The sequence below is a fragment of the Acidipropionibacterium timonense genome (assembly GCF_900605005.1).
Taxonomy (GTDB): domain Bacteria; phylum Actinomycetota; class Actinomycetes; order Propionibacteriales; family Propionibacteriaceae; genus Cutibacterium; species Cutibacterium timonense.
Map to the genome: position 1 here is coordinate 346,220 of NZ_LR027558.1, position 19,845 is coordinate 366,064.

Annotated in this window: 21 protein-coding genes, 1 tRNA gene and 1 pseudogene; 13 read left to right on the forward strand and 10 right to left on the reverse strand. The window is 69.9% G+C overall.

Translation table 11 applies throughout. The annotated features are described in order from the left end of the window. Position 1 precedes the first annotated feature (1 nt). The 3 genes from nagB to E0E30_RS01695 all read left to right on the forward strand — a co-directional run bounded on the left by nagB (position 2) and on the right by E0E30_RS01695 (position 2,094). Positions 2-793, forward strand: coding sequence for a glucosamine-6-phosphate deaminase (gene nagB, locus E0E30_RS01685; protein WP_130864821.1), 792 nt, complete (start codon positions 2-4; stop codon positions 791-793). A gap of 96 nt (positions 794-889) precedes the next feature. Further along, the gene (locus tag E0E30_RS01690) at positions 890-1,273 is read left to right on the forward strand and encodes a cold-shock protein (RefSeq protein ID WP_130864822.1); all 384 of its coding nucleotides are present in this window, start codon (positions 890-892) and stop codon (positions 1,271-1,273) included. Next, the gene (locus E0E30_RS01695) at positions 1,273-2,094 is read left to right on the forward strand and encodes a DUF3027 domain-containing protein (protein ID WP_130864823.1); all 822 of its coding nucleotides are present in this window, start codon (positions 1,273-1,275) and stop codon (positions 2,092-2,094) included. The genes E0E30_RS01690 and E0E30_RS01695 overlap by 1 nt, the downstream gene beginning before the upstream one ends. Before the next feature lie 35 nt (positions 2,095-2,129). Here E0E30_RS01695 and E0E30_RS01700 read toward each other — a convergent pair. Further along, positions 2,130-2,408, reverse strand: a pseudogene (locus E0E30_RS01700) (DUF2530 domain-containing protein); the annotation flags it as partial. Positions 2,409-2,605: 197 nt separating this feature from the next. Here E0E30_RS01700 and E0E30_RS01705 point away from each other — a divergent pair. After that, positions 2,606-4,000, forward strand: coding sequence for an NCS2 family permease (locus E0E30_RS01705; protein ID WP_130866671.1), 1,395 nt, complete (start codon positions 2,606-2,608; stop codon positions 3,998-4,000). A gap of 6 nt (positions 4,001-4,006) precedes the next feature. Here E0E30_RS01705 and E0E30_RS01710 read toward each other — a convergent pair whose 3' ends face one another. Beyond that, positions 4,007-4,699, reverse strand: coding sequence for a hypothetical protein (locus tag E0E30_RS01710; protein ID WP_130864825.1), 693 nt, complete (start codon positions 4,697-4,699; stop codon positions 4,007-4,009). 162 nt (positions 4,700-4,861) lie between these two features. Here E0E30_RS01710 and E0E30_RS01715 point away from each other — a divergent pair, with 162 nt between their 5' ends. Beyond that, complete coding sequence (locus E0E30_RS01715; protein WP_130864826.1) at positions 4,862-5,809, forward strand: hypothetical protein; 948 nt, start codon at positions 4,862-4,864, stop codon at positions 5,807-5,809. Here E0E30_RS01715 and serC read toward each other — a convergent pair. Beyond that, positions 5,772-6,908, reverse strand: a complete 1,137-nt coding sequence (gene serC, locus E0E30_RS01720) for a phosphoserine transaminase (protein ID WP_130864827.1) — start codon at positions 6,906-6,908, stop codon at positions 5,772-5,774. The two genes, E0E30_RS01715 and serC, sit on opposite strands and share 38 nt — an antisense overlap. Positions 6,909-7,017: 109 nt before the next feature. Here serC and nagA point away from each other — a divergent pair, with 109 nt between their 5' ends. The 6 genes from nagA (at position 7,018) to E0E30_RS01750 (ending at position 13,061) form a co-directional block, all read left to right on the forward strand. Next, positions 7,018-8,184 carry an N-acetylglucosamine-6-phosphate deacetylase gene (nagA, locus tag E0E30_RS01725; protein ID WP_130864828.1) on the forward strand — a complete coding sequence of 389 codons (1,167 nt, stop codon included), beginning with the start codon at positions 7,018-7,020 and terminating at the stop codon, positions 8,182-8,184. A 69-nt stretch (positions 8,185-8,253) separates the two neighbouring features. Further along, positions 8,254-8,931: a metal-dependent transcriptional regulator gene (locus E0E30_RS13545; protein ID WP_130866672.1), complete on the forward strand. Its 678-nt coding sequence runs from the start codon at positions 8,254-8,256 to the stop codon at positions 8,929-8,931. Then, the gene (locus tag E0E30_RS01735) at positions 8,928-9,998 is read left to right on the forward strand and encodes a hypothetical protein (protein ID WP_130864829.1); all 1,071 of its coding nucleotides are present in this window, start codon (positions 8,928-8,930) and stop codon (positions 9,996-9,998) included. The genes E0E30_RS13545 and E0E30_RS01735 overlap by 4 nt, the downstream gene beginning before the upstream one ends. Next, a complete protein-coding gene (locus E0E30_RS01740; protein WP_167853851.1) occupies positions 9,995-10,834 on the forward strand; it encodes a class I SAM-dependent methyltransferase in 840 nt (279 codons plus the stop codon). The genes E0E30_RS01735 and E0E30_RS01740 overlap by 4 nt, the downstream gene beginning before the upstream one ends. 114 nt (positions 10,835-10,948) lie before the next feature. After that, positions 10,949-11,311, forward strand: a complete 363-nt coding sequence (gene trxA, locus E0E30_RS01745) for a thioredoxin (RefSeq protein ID WP_130864831.1) — start codon at positions 10,949-10,951, stop codon at positions 11,309-11,311. Between the two features lie 109 nt (positions 11,312-11,420). Continuing rightward, complete coding sequence (locus E0E30_RS01750) at positions 11,421-13,061, forward strand: MFS transporter (protein WP_130864832.1); 1,641 nt, start codon at positions 11,421-11,423, stop codon at positions 13,059-13,061. A gap of 4 nt (positions 13,062-13,065) precedes the next feature. On the opposite strand, the gene E0E30_RS01755 is transcribed toward E0E30_RS01750, so the two are convergent. The 3 genes from E0E30_RS01755 to E0E30_RS01765 form a co-directional block, all read right to left on the reverse strand. Next, positions 13,066-14,136 carry a DMT family transporter gene (locus tag E0E30_RS01755; protein ID WP_130864833.1) on the reverse strand — a complete coding sequence of 357 codons (1,071 nt, stop codon included), beginning with the start codon at positions 14,134-14,136 and terminating at the stop codon, positions 13,066-13,068. 61 nt (positions 14,137-14,197) lie between these two features. Next, positions 14,198-14,270: transfer RNA gene (locus E0E30_RS01760), tRNA-Arg, on the reverse strand. Between the two features lie 56 nt (positions 14,271-14,326). After that, the gene (locus E0E30_RS01765) at positions 14,327-15,538 is read right to left on the reverse strand and encodes a serpin family protein (protein ID WP_130864834.1); all 1,212 of its coding nucleotides are present in this window, start codon (positions 15,536-15,538) and stop codon (positions 14,327-14,329) included. Between the two features lie 145 nt (positions 15,539-15,683). Here E0E30_RS01765 and E0E30_RS01770 point away from each other — a divergent pair, with 145 nt between their 5' ends. Both E0E30_RS01770 and E0E30_RS01775 read left to right on the forward strand, forming a co-directional pair. After that, positions 15,684-17,081 (forward strand): UTP--glucose-1-phosphate uridylyltransferase, encoded by a 1,398-nt coding sequence (locus tag E0E30_RS01770; protein ID WP_130864835.1) that lies wholly within the window; start codon positions 15,684-15,686, stop codon positions 17,079-17,081. Positions 17,082-17,110: 29 nt separating this feature from the next. Then, positions 17,111-17,452 (forward strand): hypothetical protein, encoded by a 342-nt coding sequence (locus tag E0E30_RS01775; protein ID WP_130866673.1) that lies wholly within the window; start codon positions 17,111-17,113, stop codon positions 17,450-17,452. A gap of 118 nt (positions 17,453-17,570) precedes the next feature. Here the strand turns inward: E0E30_RS01775 and mscL are convergent, their stop codons facing one another. The 4 genes from mscL to E0E30_RS01795 all read right to left on the reverse strand — a co-directional run bounded on the left by mscL (position 17,571) and on the right by E0E30_RS01795 (position 19,826). Next, positions 17,571-17,939 carry a large conductance mechanosensitive channel protein MscL gene (gene mscL, locus E0E30_RS01780; RefSeq protein WP_130864836.1) on the reverse strand — a complete coding sequence of 123 codons (369 nt, stop codon included), beginning with the start codon at positions 17,937-17,939 and terminating at the stop codon, positions 17,571-17,573. 152 nt (positions 17,940-18,091) lie between these two features. Then, positions 18,092-18,667, reverse strand: a complete 576-nt coding sequence (locus E0E30_RS01785) for an SAF domain-containing protein (RefSeq protein WP_167853852.1) — start codon at positions 18,665-18,667, stop codon at positions 18,092-18,094. A gap of 147 nt (positions 18,668-18,814) precedes the next feature. After that, positions 18,815-19,129 carry an FmdB family zinc ribbon protein gene (locus E0E30_RS01790; protein ID WP_130864838.1) on the reverse strand — a complete coding sequence of 105 codons (315 nt, stop codon included), beginning with the start codon at positions 19,127-19,129 and terminating at the stop codon, positions 18,815-18,817. A 70-nt stretch (positions 19,130-19,199) separates the two neighbouring features. Continuing rightward, complete coding sequence (locus E0E30_RS01795; protein ID WP_130864839.1) at positions 19,200-19,826, reverse strand: 5-formyltetrahydrofolate cyclo-ligase; 627 nt, start codon at positions 19,824-19,826, stop codon at positions 19,200-19,202. Positions 19,827-19,845: the final 19 nt, after the last annotated feature.

Genomic DNA, 19,845 nt, shown 5'->3' on the forward strand with positions numbered 1-19,845 from the left:
CATGGAGGTCATCATCTGCCGTGACGCCGCCGAGATGGGGCAGATCGCAGCCCGTCACATCGTCTCGGTGCTGCGTGCCAGCGCACGACCGGTCCTCGGTGTCGCCACCGGGAGCACCCCGCTGTCCACCTACGCCGCCCTGGCCGAGCTCCAGGCCGCGGGCAGGGCCGACCTGTCCGGCATCTCCGCCTTCGCCCTCGACGAGTACGTCGGGCTCCCGGCCGACGACGAACGCTCCTACGCCGCGACGATCCGACACACCGTCACCGAGCAGCTCGGGCTCGACCCCGACCACGTCCATGTGCCCGACGGCACCGCGACCGACCTCGTCGCAGGATGTCAGGCCTATGAGGACGCCATCGCCGCCGCGGGCGGGGTCGACGTCCAGATCCTCGGTATCGGCGCCAACGGGCACATCGGGTTCAACGAGCCGACGTCATCGCTGTCCTCGCGCACCCGGATCAAGACCCTGGCCCCGCGCACCCGGGCGGACAACCAGCGATTCTTCGCCGCCGACGAGACCGTCCCCACCCACTGCCTCACCCAGGGGCTCGGCACGATCATGGACGCCCGTCACCTCGTCCTGCTGGCCAGCGGCACCGCCAAGGCCGAGGCTCTCGCCGCAGCCGTGGAGGGTCCGGTCAGCGCCATGTGCCCGGCCTCGGTGCTGCAGTTCCACCGCCACGCCCTCGTCCTGGCCGACGAGGACGCAGCCTCCGCCCTCAAGCTCTCCGACTACTACCGGCACGTCCGCGACAACCAGCCCCAGGGGATGCGCATCGACACGCTCTGAGCGCATCGGCGCCGGTGGAGTTGGGATCGATCGACCGTTAGGCTTGGAGGACGGCCCGGCGCCCCGGGCGGTGAATGACGGAGGAGTGAGCCAGCGATGCCAACCGGGAAGGTGCGTTTCTACGACGCCGCCAAGGGGTTCGGTTTCCTGACCAAGGACGGCGGCGGGGACGTGTACGTCAACGCCCAGGCGTTGCCCGAGGGGGTGACGACCCTCAAACCTGGCCAGAAGGTCGACTTCGGCGTCGTCGCCGGGCGACGCGGCGACCAGGCGTTGTCCCTGCAACTCATCGACACCCCGCCGTCGCTGTCGAAGGCCTCCCGCAAGAAGCCGCAGGAGATGGCGGTCATCTGCGAGGACCTCATCAAGATGCTCGACCAGATCGGCAACGGCTACCGCCACGGGCGTCACCCGGAACCGCGCAGCGCGGAACGGGTGGCCAAGATGCTGCGAGCCGTCGCCGACGAACTGGAGCTGTGATGAGCGAACCCACGACCGAGTCCACCGCCCGCACCCGGCGTCCCCGGGCAGCGGCCAGGCCCAAGGCCGACCCGACGATCGCCAAGGCGGTCGACGAGGCCCGGGCCGCCGCGGAGCACCAGGCCAAGGACTTCGGCGTCGGGGAGTACCTCGGGGCGGTCGTCGAGGGCGACCGCCTGCTCACCCACCTCTTCGAGTGCCCGCATCCGGGCTACCGCGGCTGGCGGTGGGCGGTCACCATGGTCCGAGCCTCCCGCGGCCGCAACGTCACCGTCAACGAGGTCGTCCTGTTGCCCGGTGACGACGCCCTGCTGGCCCCGGCCTGGGTGCCGTGGAAGGACCGCGTCCGGGCCGGTGACATCACCCCGGGCACCCTCATGCCCACCCCGGACAACGACCCACGGCTGGAGCCCGGGTACACCGGCGGGGAACTGGCCGCCGACGAGGACCCGGCCGAGTGGTCGGCCACCCGGGCGGTGGCGTCCGAGCTCGGTCTGGGACGCGAGCGGGTGCTGTCCCGGCAGGGACGCGACGAGGCCGCCCAGCGGTGGCTCGAGGGGCGTCCCGGGCCCGATGACAGCTTCACCAAGCACGCCCCGGCCACGTGTCAGAGCTGTGCCTACTTCGTCCGGCTGGCCGACAGCCTCGGTCGTCTCTACGGCGTGTGCACCAACGCGTACTCGCCCTTCGACGCCTCGGTCGTCCACGTCGACCACGGCTGTGGCGGGCACTCGGACGTCGTCGAGAAGGAGCGCGGGATCGAGTTGCCCGAGCCGGTCTTCGACACCATGACCTACGACAGGTCGCTCTTCTCCGAGTGAGCGGTCTGCCGCGCCAGGGGTACTGAGGCGGCACGACGGGACCGACGCCACAGGCAGTACGCCGTCCCGACGACCCCCAGGGCGGTGCCGGCCAGGCAGATCCAGAGCCAGTCGTGGTAGCCGGCCTCGGTGAGGCGGCTGCGGAAGGCCAGACTGGCCAGCCCGGCGACGGCGAAGGCCACCGTACCGATGATCGCGACGACGACGCCGTCCTCGTCGAGGGGGGTCACCGTCGCCTGGACGAGGAGATGGGGTCGGGCGTTCCGGTCGTCGGCATCCACGAGGCCATCGTAGGCGTCCCGGCGCGCCGGCATCGGGGACCGAGGGTGTCGACAGTTCGGGATCCGGCCCGGCGGCCACGCCGTCCGAGTCGCTCGATACAGTTCGGCAGGTGTCGACCACAGTCACATCCCAACCTGCACCCAGCGGTCTGGACCGCTGGTTCGAGATCACCAAGCGGGGATCGACCCGCTCCCGGGAGGTGCGCGGTGGCCTGGTGACCTTCTTCACCATGGCCTACATCCTCGCGCTCAACCCCCTCATCATCGGTACCGCGGCGGACAAGAACGGACGGCTCATCGACGGGGCCCCCAAGTTCCTCGACGCCGCCGGCAAGACCCTCAACACCGCGGCCATCGACCACAACAAGATCCTCGTGCTCGCCGTGACGGCCCTCGTCGCCGGCGTCATGACGATCGCCATGGGCATCTGGGGACGTTTCCCACTGGGCATCGCCACCGGCCTGGGCATCAACTCGCTGCTCGCCTACGTCGTCGCCCCGACGATGACCTGGGGCCAGGCCATGGGCCTGGTCGTCTGGGAGGGCATCCTCATCCTCGTCTTCGTCCTCACCGGGCTGCGCGAGATCATCTTCCGGGCCGTCCCCCGATCCCTCCGATCGGCGATCAGCGTCGGCATCGGCCTGTTCATCGCCTTCGTCGGCCTCGTCGACGGCGGCATCATCCGCAAGGGAGCCGGTACCCCGGTGACCCTCGGCGTCGGAGGTGACCTCCTCGGCTGGCCGATCCTCGTCTTCCTCGTCGGCTTCTGCCTCGTCGCCGTACTGCACCACAAGCACGTCAAGGGGTCGATGCTCATCGCGATCATCGGCACCTCGCTGCTCGGTGTCATCGTCGAGGCCGTCGCCCATGTCGGCCCGCAGACCGACACCCATCCGACCGGCTGGCAGCTCAACGTGCCTCGCTGGCCGGCGGCCTCGAGCTTCTCCTGGCCCGACCTGTCGCTCGTCGGTCACATCGACCTGTTCGGCGGGTTCCTGGCCGACGGTCACTTCCGGATCGGCGTCTTCCTGGGCACCCTCCTCATCGTCTTCTCGCTCATGCTCGCCGACTTCTTCGACACCATGGGCACCGTCGTGGCCATCGGTTCCCAGGCCGGGCTGCTCGACGAGGACGGCAACCCCCCGCACCTCAAGGAGATCCTCACCGTCGACGCCCTCGCCGCCGTCGCCGGCGGTGTCGGCCAGGCCTCCTCGGCGACGGCCTACATCGAGTCGGCTGCCGGGGTCGGCGAGGGGGCGCGCACCGGTCTGGCCTCGGTGGTCACCGGTGCCGCCTTCCTCGTGTCGATCTTCCTCTCGCCGATCGTCTCGATCATTCCCTCCGAGGCGGCCGCGCCGGTCCTCGTCTTCGTCGGATTCCTCATGATGGCGCAGGTGCTCGACGTCGACTGGACCGATCTGGAGGACGGTCTTCCGGCCTTCCTCGGCATGATCCTCATGCCCTTCGCCTACTCCATCACCACGGGCATCGGCGCCGGCATCATCGCCCACTGCCTCACCAAGGCGGTCGGCGGCAAGGCGCGCACCGTCCACCCATTGCTGTGGGTCGTCGCAGCGCTCTTCGTCATCTACTTCGCCCAGGGGGTGCTCGTCAAGATCATCTGAACGGGATCACCCGAAGGCTGGCGCCGGCACCGTCGCGAGGGTGCCGGCGTCGGCGTGCCACACGACGATGAGATCGGGCTGGGGTCGGTCGGCGGACGCCGCCAACTCGGTCCAACTCGGGAACGATCCGAGGAAGCCGACGAGATCGGTGATCTGGACGGCGAAGTCCGGTCCGAGGAACGGCAGTGCCCGCGCCATGGCGTCATGGGTGGCCGCCACGTGGAGGCGTCGCGAGTAGCCCACCCGCATGCCGGGAGCCGGACGCAGCGGGATCTGCGGGTCCCCACCGAAGAGGCGGTGCAGGGACAGGTGGCTGGGCACCCCGGCCCTGGCCAGGTCGAACTCGAGGTCATCGGCGCGGGCGGCGTCCAGGACGAGGGAATGGGTGCCCCACGAGAGGTGCTCGAGCCATTCGTCGAGCAGCCGCCAGCACCGGGACAATCTGTCGGGACCGACGAATCGGCCCTGGATGAGGTCGTCGACGTCCTGGTTCGTCGGCCACCCGGGGCGCACCGAGTGCCGCGCGCGCAGTCGCCCGCGATGACGTCCATGGCGGTCGGTCCGGTCGGGGTGTTCGGGATCCTCGGTGTCGAATGTCTGCGCCGCCCACAACCTCAGGTGTCGTGCGAGGGCGGCGTCGGCCCCGAACACGTCGCGAACCTCGTCGATCGCCATGGCGTGAAGTCGGAACTCACCCATGGCACCACCGTACCCGCCGGCTTGTCACGAGGCTCTAAGGTGGGCCCATGAACCCCCGATCCCGCCAGTTCGTCGTCACCGGGGTGCTCACCATCCTCGTCCTCATCGTCGTGCTCGGCGCGATCCTCCACCACTGAGGTGCCCGTGGCAGGATGGGGGACCATGAACGCTGCCGCACGCCCTGCCCTCGCGGCCCTGGCCGGTCTCACCGGATGGGCTCTGGCGGTCGCCCCGGCGATGGCGGCGCCGGCAGGTTTCACCATCGGTGTCCAGGGTGTCAAGCAGATCGTCGGTCTGGCGGCCGATTCCGACGGCGGCCGGTACTGGATCACCGATGGGACCAGCGCGACGACGTCGAGACTCGTCGCCGTCGACGAGAGCGGTGCGAAGGTGGCCTCGGTGCCCTGGGGGGCCACCCCGACGAGCGTCCAGGCCCTGTCCTGGGCCGACGGGCAACTCTTCGTCGGCGACATCGGTGATCCCAAGGGCACCCGTTCGTCCATCCAGGTGCTGTCGCCGACGTCGCTGTCGTCGACGACCTCGAGCTGGAAGGCCTGGGACCTGGCCTACCCCGACGGGAAGCACGACGCCGCCGCCATGGCGGTGAGCTCGAAGGGCAACATCTACGTCATCACCCGAGGGTCCTCCCCGGCGATCTACCGGGCACCCACGACGCTGAGCAGGGAGTCGGTCAACACCCTCACCAAGGTGGCCAGTGCCCCGGCCGGGGTCACCGACGCCACCTTCCTGCCCGACGGAGCCCGCATCGCCCTGCGCACCTCCTCGGCGGTGATCGTCGTCGACGCCTACACGTGGAAGACCGTCGGGGCGGCGACGACGTCGACCACCGGTGGCCAGGCCCTCACGACCGACCTGGCCCAGAAGGGGCTCGAGGTGGGCACGACGAGCTCGACGGTCGTCGGCGCCGACATCCCCACGGCGGTCGACCCGCAGGCGACCGCGGTGGCCACCGCCTCGGCGACGCCGGCCGTCGTCCGGACCACGGCGAAGAGGTCCTCGGGGACCCTCTGGGTGGTCCTGGCGGCCTCGGCCCTGGCCGTGGTCGCCGGACTCACGGTCGGGCTGTGGGGTCGACGATCCTCTCGATGATCCAGTCGAGGCAGCCGACGAGGGCCTCGACGTCGGCCGGGTCGACGGCGGCGAAGGTGCCCACGCGGATCTGGTTGCGACCGAGCTTGCGGTAGCCCTCGATGTCGACGATCCCATTGTCGCGGGCGACCTGGCACAGCCGTGCGGCGTCCACGGACGGGTCGAGGTCGATGGTGACGACGACGGGGCTGCGCAGGGTCGGGTCGGTGACGAAGGGCATGGCCAACGGGTGGTCCTCGGCCCAGCGGTAGAGCAGTCCGGAGGACGCGTGGGTGCGTTGGCCCACCCAGGCCATGCCGCCCTGGGCGAGCACCCATTCGATCTGGGCGCGGGCCATGACGAGGGTGGCCAGGGCGGGCGTGTTGAGGGTCTGGTCCGATCGCGAGTTCGTCAGCGCGACCGACAGGTCGAGGATGGCGGGCACCCACCGTGCGGAAGCCGTCAGGCGTTCGGCTCGCTCGATGGCCCTCGGGGACAGGAAGGACAGCCACAGGCCGCCGTCGGAGGCGAGGTTCTTCTGAGGTGAGAAGTAGTAGGCGTCGGTCTGCGAGAGGTCGGCGTCGACACCGCCGGCGGCCGAGGTCGCGTCGATGAGGACGAGGGCGTCGTCGTCGACGTCGTCGGGTCTGCGCACCGGGGCCACGACGCCGGTCGAGGTCTCGTTGTGCGGCCAGCAGTAGGCGTCCACCCCCGGCACGGCCGTGGGGACGGCGAGCTGCCCGGGGTCGGCCTCGAAGACGGCCGGGTCGGCCAGGAACGGCGCCCGGTGCAGGGCGGTGGCGAACTTGTGACCGAACTCCCCGAAGACCCCGGTGGCGGCGCGGTGGTCGACGAGACAGACGCTGGCGGCGTCCCAGAAGAGGCTGGCGCCCCCGTTGCCGAGGGCGATCTCGTACCCGTCGGGGGCCCGGTACAGCTCGGCCAGGCCCTCCCGGATGGCGGCGACGATGTGCTTGACCGGGGCCTGACGGTGCGAGGTGCCCATCACCGAGTCCGGGGCCGACAAGGACTGCAGCACCTCGGTGCGGATTCGGCTGGGGCCCGAGCCGAAGCGGGTGTCGGCGGGCAGCAGGCCCGAGGGGATACGCAGGTCGTCCATGACGACAGTGTCGCAGCCGGAGTGCTCGATCACCGGGGATGTCCACTCGCGGGTTCCGACGGGGGTGAGTGTGCGACCATGGGAGGACAACCGACGGAGGTCTGCTGACATGCTCATGTCGTCCCAGCGCGTTCTGCGACCCGATGGCGCCCTGGCGCCGGCGACGATCCACATCGAGGGGGATCGCATCGTCGCCGTCGACGACGCCGTCCTGCCGGAGGCCGAGGTCGTCGACCTGGTGATCCTGCCCGGGTACGTCGACACCCACTGCCACGGCGCGGCCGGTGCCGATTTCGCCGACCCCGACCCGCAGAAGGTGCGGGCCGCCATCGCCCATCACCGTGCCATGGGCACGACGACCCAGTTCGCCAGCACGGTGACCGAGGCCATGGACGACCTCGTCGAGCAGATCGGCCGGCTGCGAGGCTTCGTCGAGGCAGGGGAACTGGCCGGAATCCACCTCGAGGGCCCGTTCCTGGCCGAGAGCCGCAAGGGCGCCCACAACCCGGAGCTCCTGCGCGACCCCACCCCCGAAGCGGTCGGGCGGTTGCTCGACGCCGGTGGCGACGCGGTGCGGATGATCACCCTGGCACCGGAGCGTCGCTGCGGCATCGAGGCGGTCGGCACCATCCACGCCGCCGGGGTCCACGCCGCGTTCGGGCACTCGGAGGCCGACGCCCGCACCGCCCATGACGCTGTCGACGCCGGTGCCGACGTCGTCACCCATCTCTTCAACGCCATGGCGTCGATCCACCACCGCAGGCCGGGGCCGATCCCGTGGATGCTCACCGACCCGCGGGTCATGTGTGAGCTCATCTGCGACGGGGTCCACGTCGCCCCGGACGTGCTGCGCATGGCGATCGAGACCGCTGGGCCGCGCCGGGTCGCCCTGGTGACCGATGCCATGAGCGCCACCGGTCAGCCCGACGGGCAGTACCGGCTCGGGTCGTTGTCGGTGCAGGTCGACGACGGAAGGGCCCGGATCCTCAACCCGGACGGGACCCTCGGCGCCATCGCCGGGTCGACCCTCACCATGGGTGCGGCCGTCGAGTTCCTCGTCCGGGTCGTCGGCATCGACCTGGCCGATGTCGCGACCATGGCGTCCACCACGCCGGCCCGGGTGCACGGGCTGGACGAGGTCGGCGTCATCGAGCCGGGGCGCCGCGCCGACCTGTGCCTGGTCACGGCCGAGGGGCATCTGGAGCGGGTCATCCGGGGTGGACACGAGGTCGACCGTTCCACGGTCACCGGAACGGAGCCGTCCGCCGTGCGATGATGCATCTGTCCCCGTCGGGTCGGGGACGGAGCGGAGGACGCGGTGAGTGAGCTCATCGACACCACGGAGATGTATCTGCGGACCCTCTACGAGTTGCTCGAGGAGGGGATCGACCTCAAACGTGCCCGGATCGTCGAGCGCCTGCACCAGTCCGGTCCGACGGTCTCCCAGACCGTCTCACGGATGGAACGTGACGGACTGCTCGTCGTGCGACCGGATCGGTCCATCGAACTCACCCAGGAGGGGCACGACGTCGCCCAAGGGGTCATGAGGCGTCATCGGCTCGCCGAGTGCCTCCTCACCCAGGTCATCGGGCTGGCGCGTCCCCTCGTCCACGATGAGGCATGTCGGTGGGAGCACGTCATCTCGCCGGAGGTCGAGCAACGGATCGCCCGGATCCTCGGCGATCCACGGGTCTCCCCCTACGGAACGGCCATTCCGCGGTGCGACCACGGCTGTCCGCCCGATGCGGCCGACTTCTTCCGGGCCGACTCCCGGCCGCTCGACGAGATGCTCGACGCCGAGCCGACGGGTGGTTCGTTCGTCCTGGTGCGGATGAGCGAGTACTTCCAGGCCACCGAGCCCAACCTCGAGACCGCCGAGCGGGTGGGAATGCTCCCCGGCAGCCGCATCGAGGCCCATCTGGAGGACGACCTCGTCGTCGTCACGACCGATACCGGTGAGGCGGAGTTCCCCATGGACGCCGCCTCCGGGCTCTTCGTCGCCGCTGTCGGGGAGACGTCATGAGTGGGCGCCGTCCGTCCGTCGAACCGATGCCGAACGAGTCGATCTCGCTGATGTGTCGACACGGGTGGGTCGACGCCGCCGACTCGATGTTGCGTGAGCGCCGTGCCCTGGGCGACGAGGACCCCGCCGTGGGTCGGGCGGCCGCGCTGGCCTCGGTGGCCCGACGAGTGCTCGTCCTCGACGCCGAGGACTTCCAGGAGATCGCCACCCTCGTGCCCGAGCGGTTCCGGCATCGTCTCGTCGACGCCGGATTCCCGCACGAACCGCGGGCCATGCGCCGTGGCGCCCTGGGCGACCTGGTGCCGCTCTTCGAACTCATGCTCGAGGTGCTCGACCTGCGCATGGTGCGTGAGGAACCACAGCACGTCGTCGTCACCGCCCACATCATCGGCGAGTACCTCGGCCAGCTGGCGTGGCAGCCGCGCCTCGGGGACGGCGGCGACCCCCTCACCCTGCCCGGCAAGGTCGGTGGCAAGTGGGGCGGCGACGGCATCGGGTGCGCCCACACCTCGGCGATGAACGCCACCGCCCGACGGGCCCTGCACGCCGCCCAGGGGGACGAGACCGGCTACACCTCGTACCTCGACAAGTTCCACTCGCGCCTGGGCGAGGCACTCGGGGTGTGCGCCATGAACCACGAGACGATCGAGGCGGGGGAGCGGCCCGACGTCGGCATCACCTGCCCACATCCGTGCGCGTGGGTGCTCCAGGGCAGTCGCCAGGAGCGTCGCGACCTCGACGCACGGGTGCGCCTGGCGCGGATCTACCAGGAGTCACCGCTGGTGGCCCTGCGTCACCACGCGCCGGTCGGCCATTTCTTCGGGGTGCCCTCGCCCGCCGAGATCTCGGGGGCGTGGATCGACACCTGGGACAAGCTCAACGAGCAGTGGCCCGACGGTTCGAACCCGCTGCTCGACCCCGCATCACCCGGCCGGGACGTGCGGGCCCCCAAGGAGGCCCTGCCGGGTCTGTCACGCCTGGTCTCGGTCATCGGGCGCCAGCAGATCCGTTCCGGGACGCTCCTGCACGACCTGGCCGACGCCACGATCGAGGAGCTCGGACGGTGAGGATCCCGGAGCGCGCAGGAGTGGTCGAGGTCGCCCGGCGGCTGGGTCTGGCCGACCCCGACGAGAGTTGGCCGGACTACCTGGCGAGGTTCCACGAGGAGCGACCCGGGGTGATCCAGGCGGTGCTCGAGGACTGTCGGGCGGGCAGCCGCGACCCCTACGACTGGCTGGCCAGATCCGTGTCGAGGTCGGCCCGGGTCGTCGTCGACGTGTGCTGCGGGGCCGGTGCCCTGACGAGGCGACTGGCGATGCCCGGCCGGCAGGTCGTCGGCGTCGAGGCGCTGGACGCGGAACTGGCCCTGGCTCGATCCCGGGCCGGCGAGGGGGTGCGCGTCGTACGGGGGACGCCGACCGCCCTGCCGATGGGCGACGGGCAGGTCGACGCCGTCGTCACCTCGATGGGCATGGTGACGACGCGCGACCCGCGGGCCCTGGCGGCCGAGGCCGCACGGGTGTTGCGCCCGGGTGGGGTGTTCGCCGCCATGGCGCCGACGGTTCGTCCGGTGCGTCGGGCCATGGTCGGGCCGGCGCTCGAGGTGGCTCGGCGGGTGGGGTCCGTGCCCTCCTTCCCCGGGGCCCTCGAGATGCGCATGAGGGCGCTGCTGGCCGACGCCGGACTGCGGATGGTCGAGGACGCGCGGTCCTGCTACGGGTACACCGTCGTCGACGAGGAGGCCGCCTCGAGGGTGATCGGGGCGCTGTACCTGCCCGGATCGACGCCGCGAGGTCGCCGGTCCGCCGTCGCATGGCTGGCGCGACGGGCGGCGTCGGGGCAACCGGTGACCCTGCCGGTGCCGATGCGTCGGATCGTCGCGGTGAAGTCGCCCGGGGCCTGATCCCCGTCCCCGGGCGCGCGGAACCTGACCCTGTGCCCGGAATAGTGTGACGCCGTCGGGTGTTCAGTGGACGTACGCCCGTGACCGGGAACCTCAACATCTTCGGAGGACAGCATGGCAACCGTCGCGCTCACCAAGGACACCTTCTCCTCGACGATCGACTCGAACGACGTCGTCCTCATCGACTTCTGGGCGAGCTGGTGCGGCCCGTGCCAGCGTTTCTCGCCGATCTACGAGGAGGCCAGCGAGCGTCACGACGGGGTCGTCTTCGCCAAGGTCGACACCGAGGACCAGCAGGAGCTGTCGGCCGGACTCGAGATCACCTCGATCCCGACCCTCATGGCCTTCCGCGGTGGCTACCTCGTCTTCCGTCAGGCCGGACTGCTCCAGGGCCGTCAGCTCGATGATCTCATCGGTCAGGTCAAGGCCCTCGACGTCGAGGAGCTCAAGAAGCAGGCCGCGGCGCAGCAGGCGTGATTCGGTGCTGATGCCCTGACCTCGGGGTCCTCCGGCCGGTGGTGATACTCTCACCGCCGGCCGGCATCGTTTCCGGCCGGACACGCATCGCTGCGTCGGAAGGATGGACATGACCCGTGATGGCGCGCCAGACCCATCGGTCACCGAGCTCGAAGATCTCGTCGCGGGGACGCCGCCGTCCGGCCCGCGACGCCGGATCGTCGCGGTTGCTGGTGTGGCCACTCTGGGTTCGTTGCTGTTCGGCTACGACACCGGCGTCATCTCCGGTGCGTTACCTTTCATGTACCTGCCTCGGGCGGCCGGCGGGCTCCTTCTCACGGCCGGTCACGAAGGTGCCATCGGTGGCACGCTCACTGCGGGCGCGGCGCTCGGCGCACTGCTGGGCGGGTGGGCCTCGGACCGGTGGGGGCGCCGCCACAACCTCCTCATGCTGGCGCTGCTCTTCTTCGTCGGTGCGGTGGGGACGGCCTTGTCGCCGTCGGTGTGGGTCATGTACCCCTTCCGGGTCATTCTCGGCATGGCCGTCGGGGCGGGTTCGGCAACGGTGCCGGTGTATCTGTCGGAGACCTCGCCGCGACAGACTCGTGGCCGCGTCGTCGCCCTCGACCAGTTCATGATCGTGTCGGGTCAGCTCCTGGCCTTCGGCATGAATGCGGCCATCAGCGCAGCTCACGGTGGGCCCCAGCTCGTCGTCTCGGCAGATCCCTCGGGCCACGTCACTGCCGGCCGGTACACCCTCGATGCCCTGCGTGCCGCTGCGTCCGGAGGAGGGTCGCGGATCGGCGACCCGGCCTTCCGGGCCTTCCTCGACCAGCTCGTCGTCACGAGTGGAACCGGATCCGCGTGGCGGTGGATGCTCGTGCTCTGTTCGATCCCGGCCGTCGGGTTGTGGGTCGGGATGCGGGCGATGCCGGAGTCGGCGCGCTGGTACGTGGCTCACGGGAGGTTGCGCGAGGCGGTCGGTGCCCTCAAGCGGGTGCGCTCAGAGACCGACTCCGTCGAGGACGAGATGCGCGAGATCGTCGACTCCCACCGGGCGGACGAGGCCGCGCTCGGTCATCGTGAGCAGGTGTCCGTCGTCCGATCAACGCCGTGGTTGCGCCGGCTCATGATCGTCGGAGTTTTCCTGGCGGTAGTCAACCAGACCACCGGAGTCAACACGGTGATGTACTACGCGCCCAAGGTGCTCGAGTACGCCGGCATGAGCACGTCGACGTCGATCATCGCCCAGGTCGGGAACGGGGTGATGTCGGTCATCGGGGCGGCGGCGGGCCTTGTGCTCATCACACGATTCAGCCGGCGTGGCCTGCTCATCTTCGACGTATTGGCCGTCGCAGCGTGTCTGCTGGCCATCTCGGCGACCTTCCATTTCGTCATCGCTTCGCACCTGGGGTCCGGAACCTCTGCGCCACGGTGGGCCGCCCTGCTCGTCCTGGCGCTCATGGCAGTGTTCATGCTCGTCGTCCAGTCGACGAACGGGACGGTGGTCTGGACGATGCTCGGCGAGATGTTCCCGGCGCGTGTGCGTGGGGTCATGAACGGCACGGCGGTGTTCTGCATGTGGGTTGCCAATGCCGTCATCACGTGGACCTTCCCGACGATGATGGCCGACCTCGGGGGAGCGACGACCTACGCCCTGTACGGGGTGCTCAACATCGTCATCGCCGCCGTGCTGTTCAAGGTCATGCCCGAGACGCGGGGCCGATCGCTCGAGCAGATCGAGGTCGAGATGTCGAGGCGGTACGCCTGACCGGTCACGTGTGCCCGTGCTGGTGGTGCGCGTCCGGGTAGTGGGCATGGGTGTGCACCAGATGCTCGTGGGTGTGCTCATGGGTGTGACGCACCCCCGGCGGTACCGGCGGGTTGTGGGTGTGGTTGTGGTGCCCGTCGTCGTGACTGTGCTCGTGGGTGTGGGTCATCGGCTCATGGACGTGCTCGTGGACATGTCGCTCGGTGAGGTGGAGCCAGATGCCGAAGGCCATGAGCACGCCCGCCACGACGAGAGCCGGGGAGATCCGGTCTCCGAGGACGACCGCCAGGATCGCGCCGAAGAAGGGCGCCGTCGAGTAGTAGGCGCCGGCGCGGGCTGTGCCCAGGCGACGCATTCCCAGGATGAAGAGGACGAGGCTGACGCCGTAGGCCAGGACGCCCACCGCGGCCCCGGCCAGGAGAATCACGGGATGGGGGAGCTCCGCGCCGAGGACCAGGCCGAGCGCGAGATTGACCGGGCCGGCGACGAGCCCCTTGACCATGGCCAGCCAGGTGGCGTCGGTGAGGGCGATACGGCCGGTGAGGTTGTTGTCGACGCCCCAGCACAGGCAGGCACCGAGGATCGCCAGCGACGGCAGGACGCCGGCGAAGGATGGTTGCCCCGGACAACTGAGGACGATCGCACCGGCGGCGATGGAGACGAAACCCGCGACGATCCGTCGACTCGTCGCCTCCTTGAAGACGAACCACGCGATGAGCGCGGTGAAGACACCTTCGGCGTTGAGCAGGAGGGATGCCCCCGAGGCGGGCATCGCCCGCAGCCCGACCATGAGCAGGAGCGGCCCCATCGCCCCGCCGAACAGGACCGCCCCGACGAGGTACGGCACATCGCGTCGGGCCAGATGGACGGCGTCAACCCGCCGAAGTCGGCGGTGGAGGGCCAGGGCCAGGCCGGACGTCGTGTAGAGCAACCCGGCGAGCACCCAGGGGCTCGTCGAACCGAGGAGGAACTTGGCGACGGGCGCCCCCGCTCCGAAGAGCGCTGCCGACGTCAGGGTGGCGCGGCTCCGCGGTCGATACGGCTCATGGGGTCCATTGTGGTGCCGCGCCGCCACAGATCATCCACCGGTCCACGACGGTCGATCCATCAACCCTTGTCAGGGCGTACATCAAGGGCGGCCCCGAAAGGATTCGAACCTTCGACACATGGTTTAGGAAACCACTGCTCTATCCCCTGAGCTACGGGGCCCACCCGGCCATTGCCGGACCCCCACAGCCTAGTGTGCGCCGTCGGACCCGACCAACTCAGCTCAATTCGTCGATCCGCCCGACGAAGAGCGGGGTCGCCGTCGCCGCGTGGACGATGGCGTAGAGGAAGGGCCGATCGATGACGAGTTCGTCACCGGGGAGCGGTGCGGCTGCATCGCCGACGTGAATCTCCGTCGCCGCTGCGGCCTCGATACCGCCCTCGGTCACCTTGATCCACGCCTCGTGGGCGATGTCCTGGATGAACAGTGGCTCATGGGTGGTCGACATCCGTCCGAACCTGGCCGCCGTCGGGTCGAAGGCGGAGACCAGGCCGGCGTCGACGAGCGCCTGCTTGGGTGACCGCCGGCAGCGTGACTCCCACTGCGGAAGGATGACCTGCATCCCGTCCTCGAGCTTCTTCGAGGAGTCCCCGGCAAGGGCGCACAACTCGACGACGGAGACCGTCTCCGGGTTCGAGCCCCGGTCCGGGAGGCCGACGACGAGGTGGAAGTCCTCGTCGGCCAGGGGAATCGAGATTCCCGTCCAGGTGGACCTGCCGACATGGGAACTCGTGGATCCCAGCGACATCGCCAGGCCGGACACCTGACGGTCGCCCGAGCGCCCGTGGAACGTCACGGTCTGCTCATGGGCGATGTGTCCCCACCGTGTCCTGAGGTGCAGCGCATTGACGAAAACCAGAGTCGTCTGCTCGTTGAAGGCGCCGTCGGCGAAGAGCTTGCCGATGGCTCCCTTCGTCGCCTCGGAGACCCAGTCGTTGAGCTCGCCGACCAGGTCGTCCTGGTGCCCCCGGGCGAAGGTGCCGACCGGGGACGACAGGGCCTCGAGGTCACTGCGGAACGAGCGCTGTACCGACAGATCATCCCTCACGACGACACGTCCGGCCGCCTCGAGCCCGACCTTGTCGGACGTGCGCGGGATGCGGGCGAGGCCCCACTCCAAGGCGTCCCGCGCCTGCTCCGGGGACACGCCGAGGACGCGCGCGAATTCGGAGCGCGTCCTCCCGTCCGCGCCCAGGGCGACGAGCGCGAGAGCCCATCCCAGCGACCACGGCGACCAGATCGTGTTGCCGGGGCGGGCCGTCGTCGACCGGTGCAGCGTGGCGGTCAAGGTCATGAGCGGCCAGGGCAGGGGACGTGCCCTGCCGGCTGTCTGGGCCTCGGGCATCGTCAGCTCCGCCGACGAGCATCCTGACAGTCCGAACGCCGGCATCGCCAGGACGGGCAGCGTGAACAGATCGCGGCGGTGCATGCCACGTCCTCCTCCGGGAGCGAACAACCACCTTCACGGTAGCTACCGGCAGTGTCATGAAAGCCGATGTGCACGTGCCCTCCACGACCTGCGTTCGCGGATGTCGGCACCCCATAGGATTGTGGCAGCGACCGGAAGGAACACCATGAGCCAGTCAGGACTGGACGCCGCCCGCGCGAAGATGACCGAGGCCGGCGTCGACCCGGTGGCGATCGACGTCTTCGCCGCCTACTACGCGCAGCTCGAGCAGGGGAGGACCGGGATCATCCCCGAGGACTCCATCAGCCCGCTGACCGACCCGCCCATGCTCGACGACATCACCGTGGACGACGCCGCCGCGGCCGAGGCCCTCGACCACACCGTCATCATCAAGCTCAACGGGGGCCTGGGCACCTCGATGGGTCTGGACCGGGCCAAGTCCCTCCTCCCGGTGCGCGACGGCAAGACCTTCCTCGACATCCTCGTCGGCCAGATCCGCGCGGCCCGACGCCAGTACGGCGCCCGACTGCCGCTGCTGCTCATGGACTCCTTCAACACCCGCGACGACACCCTCGCACACTTGGCGCAGTACCCGGACATCGCCGTCGACGGGCTGCCCCTGGACTTCCTGCAGAACCGTGAGCCGAAGTTGCGTGCCGACGACCTCACCCCCGTCGAGTTCCCGGCCGATCCGCGGCTCGAGTGGTGCCCGCCGGGCCACGGAGACCTCTACACGGCGCTGCTCGGCTCCGGCGTCCTCGATGCCCTGCTCGACAAGGGCTACCGGTACGCCTCGGTGTCCAACGGGGACAACCTCGGCGCCACCCCGAACGCGCGCATCGCCGGATGGTTCGCGTCCTCGGGGGCCCCGTACGCCGCCGAGCTGTGCCGGCGCACCATCAATGATCGCAAGGGTGGCCACCTGGCCGTCCGCAGGTCCGACGGCCGCCTCATCCTGCGTGACACCGCCCAGACCGCCCCCGAGGAGATGGACTACTTCACCGACGAGAACCGTCACCCCTACTTCCACACCAACAACCTGTGGTTCGACCTGCGCGCCCTGCGGGACGTGCTCGCCGAACGCCACGGGGTCATGGGTCTGGCCCTCATCCGCAACGAGAAGACGGTCGACCCCAGGGACTCCTCGACGACCCCGGTCGTCCAGGTGGAGTCGGCGATGGGTGCTGCGATCGAGGTCTTCGAGGGTGCCACGTGCATCTGCGTCGATCGCTCCCGATTCCTGCCGGTCAAGACGACGAACGAGCTGCTCCTGCTCCGTTCTGACGTCTACCGTCTCGACGAGTCCGACCACCTGGTCAAGACGACCGACACGACCTGCGCCGTCGACCTCGACAAGGAGTTCTACAAAAAGGTCGGCGACTTCGAGCGGCGTGTTCCCGAGCCGCCGTCCCTGCGAGAGGCCACCTCGCTCACCGTCGTCGGCGACGTCACCTTCGGCAGTGGGGTCGTCGTCCGCGGCGACGCGAGGGTCGAGGCCGAGCAGGCGGCGTCGATCCCGGACGGAGCCGTCCTCAGCGGCGACGTCGTCCCGTCGTCCCGGTGACCCACTCGGCGGCTCAGGCGTGGACGGCCATCGGTGCCGTCCTTGCCGGGCAACGGCTCCGACCCCCGGAGACGGCGAGCTGGGAGGGATCCGACGTCGTCGCCTGGTTGTCCGAGCAGGGCTGGACGGGTGAGCGCCTGAGGGCCAGGCGTGACGCCGCGCAGGACTCCCGCGCTCCGTGGCCGCAACGGCTTCCCGACGATCTGGCCTCAGGGCTCGAGTTCGCCCGGTACGGGGCACTGCTGGCCCAGGTGCGTCGGCTCACCGGTCTGGACGGTCTCCATCCGGCGATCCACCGCGGGGCCGCGACCATCGGTCCGGAGGAGGCGCGTCTGCTCGCCGAGGTGCCCCCGCACCACGTCGTCCGCTGAGACGGCGATGCCCGTCCGGGTTCGGGCCGACGGGCCCATGGGCACCCAGAACGTGCAGAACCCCCGGTCGGGTGACCGGGGGTTCTGCACGGCGCCGACGGTACGTCGGAGGCCGGGCTCAGTTCTTCGAGGCGAGCAGGTCGCGGATCTCGGTGAGGAGCTCCTCGGTGGTCGGCTCCGGGGCGTCCTCCTGGATGCCCTTGGCGGCCTTGCGATGAGCGATGGCCATCTCGTAGGGCTTGACGACGCCGAAGTACACGACGAAGGCGAGCACGACGAAGGCGATGAGGTCGGTGAGGAAGACGCCGACGTGGACGCCTCCGGGGACCCACGAGGAGAAGTTCGGCGTGCCACCGAGCTTGCCGAGCAGGTCCATGACGATGGCGGTGAATGACTTGACGACGGTGGCGAAGGCGCCACCGATGATGAACGCGACGGCCAGTTCGATGAGGTTGCCGCGCAGGAGGAAGTCCTTGAATCCCTTCACGGGAGTTCCTTTCCGCTGGGTGTCGCCCGATGAGCGGGCGGTGGGGCACCGGGCAACGAGTCTAGGACACCGCCATGAAAAATCTTGCATTCATGGCCGGGTGTTTCGTTCTGCATGAATTTCCTTGCACAGTGGCATGGGCATCATTCGTCTCATCGCACGACCAGACCGATCGTGCTGTTCGAGGACTGGACGGCGATCTCGGCCGCTGACCGTTCGTCGGTGGCGACGACGACCAGCCCGGTTCCGTTGTCACCGAGCAGGCCCCCGCCGGAGGGGTGCGGGAGCGCCCGGATGACGGCGTCGGCGGCGATGACCTTGGCTGCTCCGGACTCGCCGCTGACGACTGACACCTTCTGGCCGACTCTCAGCATCGACAGCAGTGCCGGATCGGACAGGTGGACGCCGACCAGGGCCTGGCCCTTGGACCCGGCCGCAGCGGTGAGGAAGGAGGCGTCGGTGACGGCGGCACCCTTCGGCAGGTCGGCGACGACAGTCCGGCCGACGACCTCCTCGGGACGACTGCGGGCACCGTCGGGGGCCAGGTCGAGCGGCATGTCGACGACACGCACCTGGGAGGAGGTGACGGCACTGCCCCCGGGAATGCGCGTGGAGGCCACGACGACCGGAACGGTGCCTGCCGGGGCGCGATGCATGGCCGTCGTCGCCAGGAAGACCGCAGCGGCCGCCAGGAGGGCGGCGAGCAGCCGGCGATGTCGGGCGACCAAGACGTGCAGGCTGCGCCCAGCGCTGTGGCCTCGGGCGGATCGGGATCTGGGTCGGGTCTGGTGGGGGCGGGTGGACGAACCTCTCATGCCCCAGTTATCGGGGCGTCAGCCTCGATCGGGACAGTTGTCCACAGATTGAAGACGAAATCAGTTCGCGGCGGCCTTGGCTGGGGATGACGCGGAGGAACTCTGGCTCGCCGTCGAGGAGGTCGAGGGCGAGGAGGAGGTCGTCGACGAGCCGTCGGAGGAGTCCGAACTGGCCACGGCGGCCTTGGCGGCACCGCTCGTGTGGTTGTCGGTCGAGTAGAAGCCAGATCCCTTGAAGACGACGCCGACCGCACTGAACACCTTGCGCAGTGAGCCGTGACAGGTCGGGCAGACGGTCAGAGCGTCGTCGCTGAACCGCTGGAAGATCTCCAGGTCCCTGCCGCAATCGGTGCATCGGTACTGGTAGGTGGGCATGTTCTCCTCGTTCCGGGGCGGCCCCGGAAGCCGGGCCGGACCACTGGCCCATGATAGGCGGGCGATCGAGTCAACTGAAATCACCGTCCATCCCGTACGCCGAGGGGGCAGCGACCGGAGTGCGCAACCCTGACGGCGTGAGGACGGCGTCGACCGGCACGTCCCAGGGTTCTCGCGGCACCCGGTCGACGACGTCCTCGTCGTCGACGACCGCCCACACCGACGCCCCCGGTCGTCGCGATCCGAGCGCGCGGTCGTACCAGCCACCACCGACGCCGACCCGGTAGCCCTGACGATCGACCCACAGGGCCGAGCACAGGACGACCTGCGCCTCGCCGATGGCCCCGACCTCGAGCAGCGTGCCGTTCGGCTCCGGGATGCCCCACAGGCCCAGGCGCAGGGCGTCCGGGTCGTACCAGCCCCAGGCGGGTCGTCCGAGCCCGTGACCGTGTCCGTCGGTGAGCACCGGCACGAGCACCCGGGCCCCTCGCTGGTGCAGCTCCCGCGCCAGGTCGAGGGTTCCCGGTTCGTCCCCGCACGACAGGTACGTGCACACCGTCTCGACGCCGGCCAGGGATGCCAGGGCTGCCCGGGTGCGGTCGGCGTCGAGACGGTGCCGCCGGGCTCGGCGGTCCGCCCGAGCCTGCCGGCCCCGGCGTCTCCACTCGCGCTTGAGCTGGGCCACGTCCTCGTCCATGGACCAACCGTAGGTGCTC

What these genes read in the sequence shown, in the direction of transcription:
- nagB (WP_130864821.1), top strand. Translation starts at nt 2, where the DNA reads ATGGAGGTCATCATCTGCCGTGACGCCGCCGAGATGGGGCAGATCGCA.
- E0E30_RS01690 (WP_130864822.1), top strand. Translation starts at nt 890, where the DNA reads ATGCCAACCGGGAAGGTGCGTTTCTACGACGCCGCCAAGGGGTTCGGT.
- E0E30_RS01695 (WP_130864823.1), top strand. Translation starts at nt 1,273, where the DNA reads ATGAGCGAACCCACGACCGAGTCCACCGCCCGCACCCGGCGTCCCCGG.
- E0E30_RS01705 (WP_130866671.1), top strand. Translation starts at nt 2,606, where the DNA reads ATGGCCTACATCCTCGCGCTCAACCCCCTCATCATCGGTACCGCGGCG.
- E0E30_RS01710 (WP_130864825.1), bottom strand. Translation starts at nt 4,699, where the DNA reads ATGGGTGAGTTCCGACTTCACGCCATGGCGATCGACGAGGTTCGCGAC.
- E0E30_RS01715 (WP_130864826.1), top strand. Translation starts at nt 4,862, where the DNA reads ATGAACGCTGCCGCACGCCCTGCCCTCGCGGCCCTGGCCGGTCTCACC.
- serC (WP_130864827.1), bottom strand. Translation starts at nt 6,908, where the DNA reads ATGGACGACCTGCGTATCCCCTCGGGCCTGCTGCCCGCCGACACCCGC.
- nagA (WP_130864828.1), top strand. Translation starts at nt 7,018, where the DNA reads ATGCTCATGTCGTCCCAGCGCGTTCTGCGACCCGATGGCGCCCTGGCG.
- E0E30_RS13545 (WP_130866672.1), top strand. Translation starts at nt 8,254, where the DNA reads ATGTATCTGCGGACCCTCTACGAGTTGCTCGAGGAGGGGATCGACCTC.
- E0E30_RS01735 (WP_130864829.1), top strand. Translation starts at nt 8,928, where the DNA reads ATGAGTGGGCGCCGTCCGTCCGTCGAACCGATGCCGAACGAGTCGATC.
- trxA (WP_130864831.1), top strand. Translation starts at nt 10,949, where the DNA reads ATGGCAACCGTCGCGCTCACCAAGGACACCTTCTCCTCGACGATCGAC.
- E0E30_RS01750 (WP_130864832.1), top strand. Translation starts at nt 11,421, where the DNA reads ATGACCCGTGATGGCGCGCCAGACCCATCGGTCACCGAGCTCGAAGAT.
- E0E30_RS01765 (WP_130864834.1), bottom strand. Translation starts at nt 15,538, where the DNA reads ATGCACCGCCGCGATCTGTTCACGCTGCCCGTCCTGGCGATGCCGGCG.
- E0E30_RS01770 (WP_130864835.1), top strand. Translation starts at nt 15,684, where the DNA reads ATGAGCCAGTCAGGACTGGACGCCGCCCGCGCGAAGATGACCGAGGCC.
- E0E30_RS01790 (WP_130864838.1), bottom strand. Translation starts at nt 19,129, where the DNA reads ATGCCCACCTACCAGTACCGATGCACCGATTGCGGCAGGGACCTGGAG.
- E0E30_RS01795 (WP_130864839.1), bottom strand. Translation starts at nt 19,826, where the DNA reads ATGGACGAGGACGTGGCCCAGCTCAAGCGCGAGTGGAGACGCCGGGGC.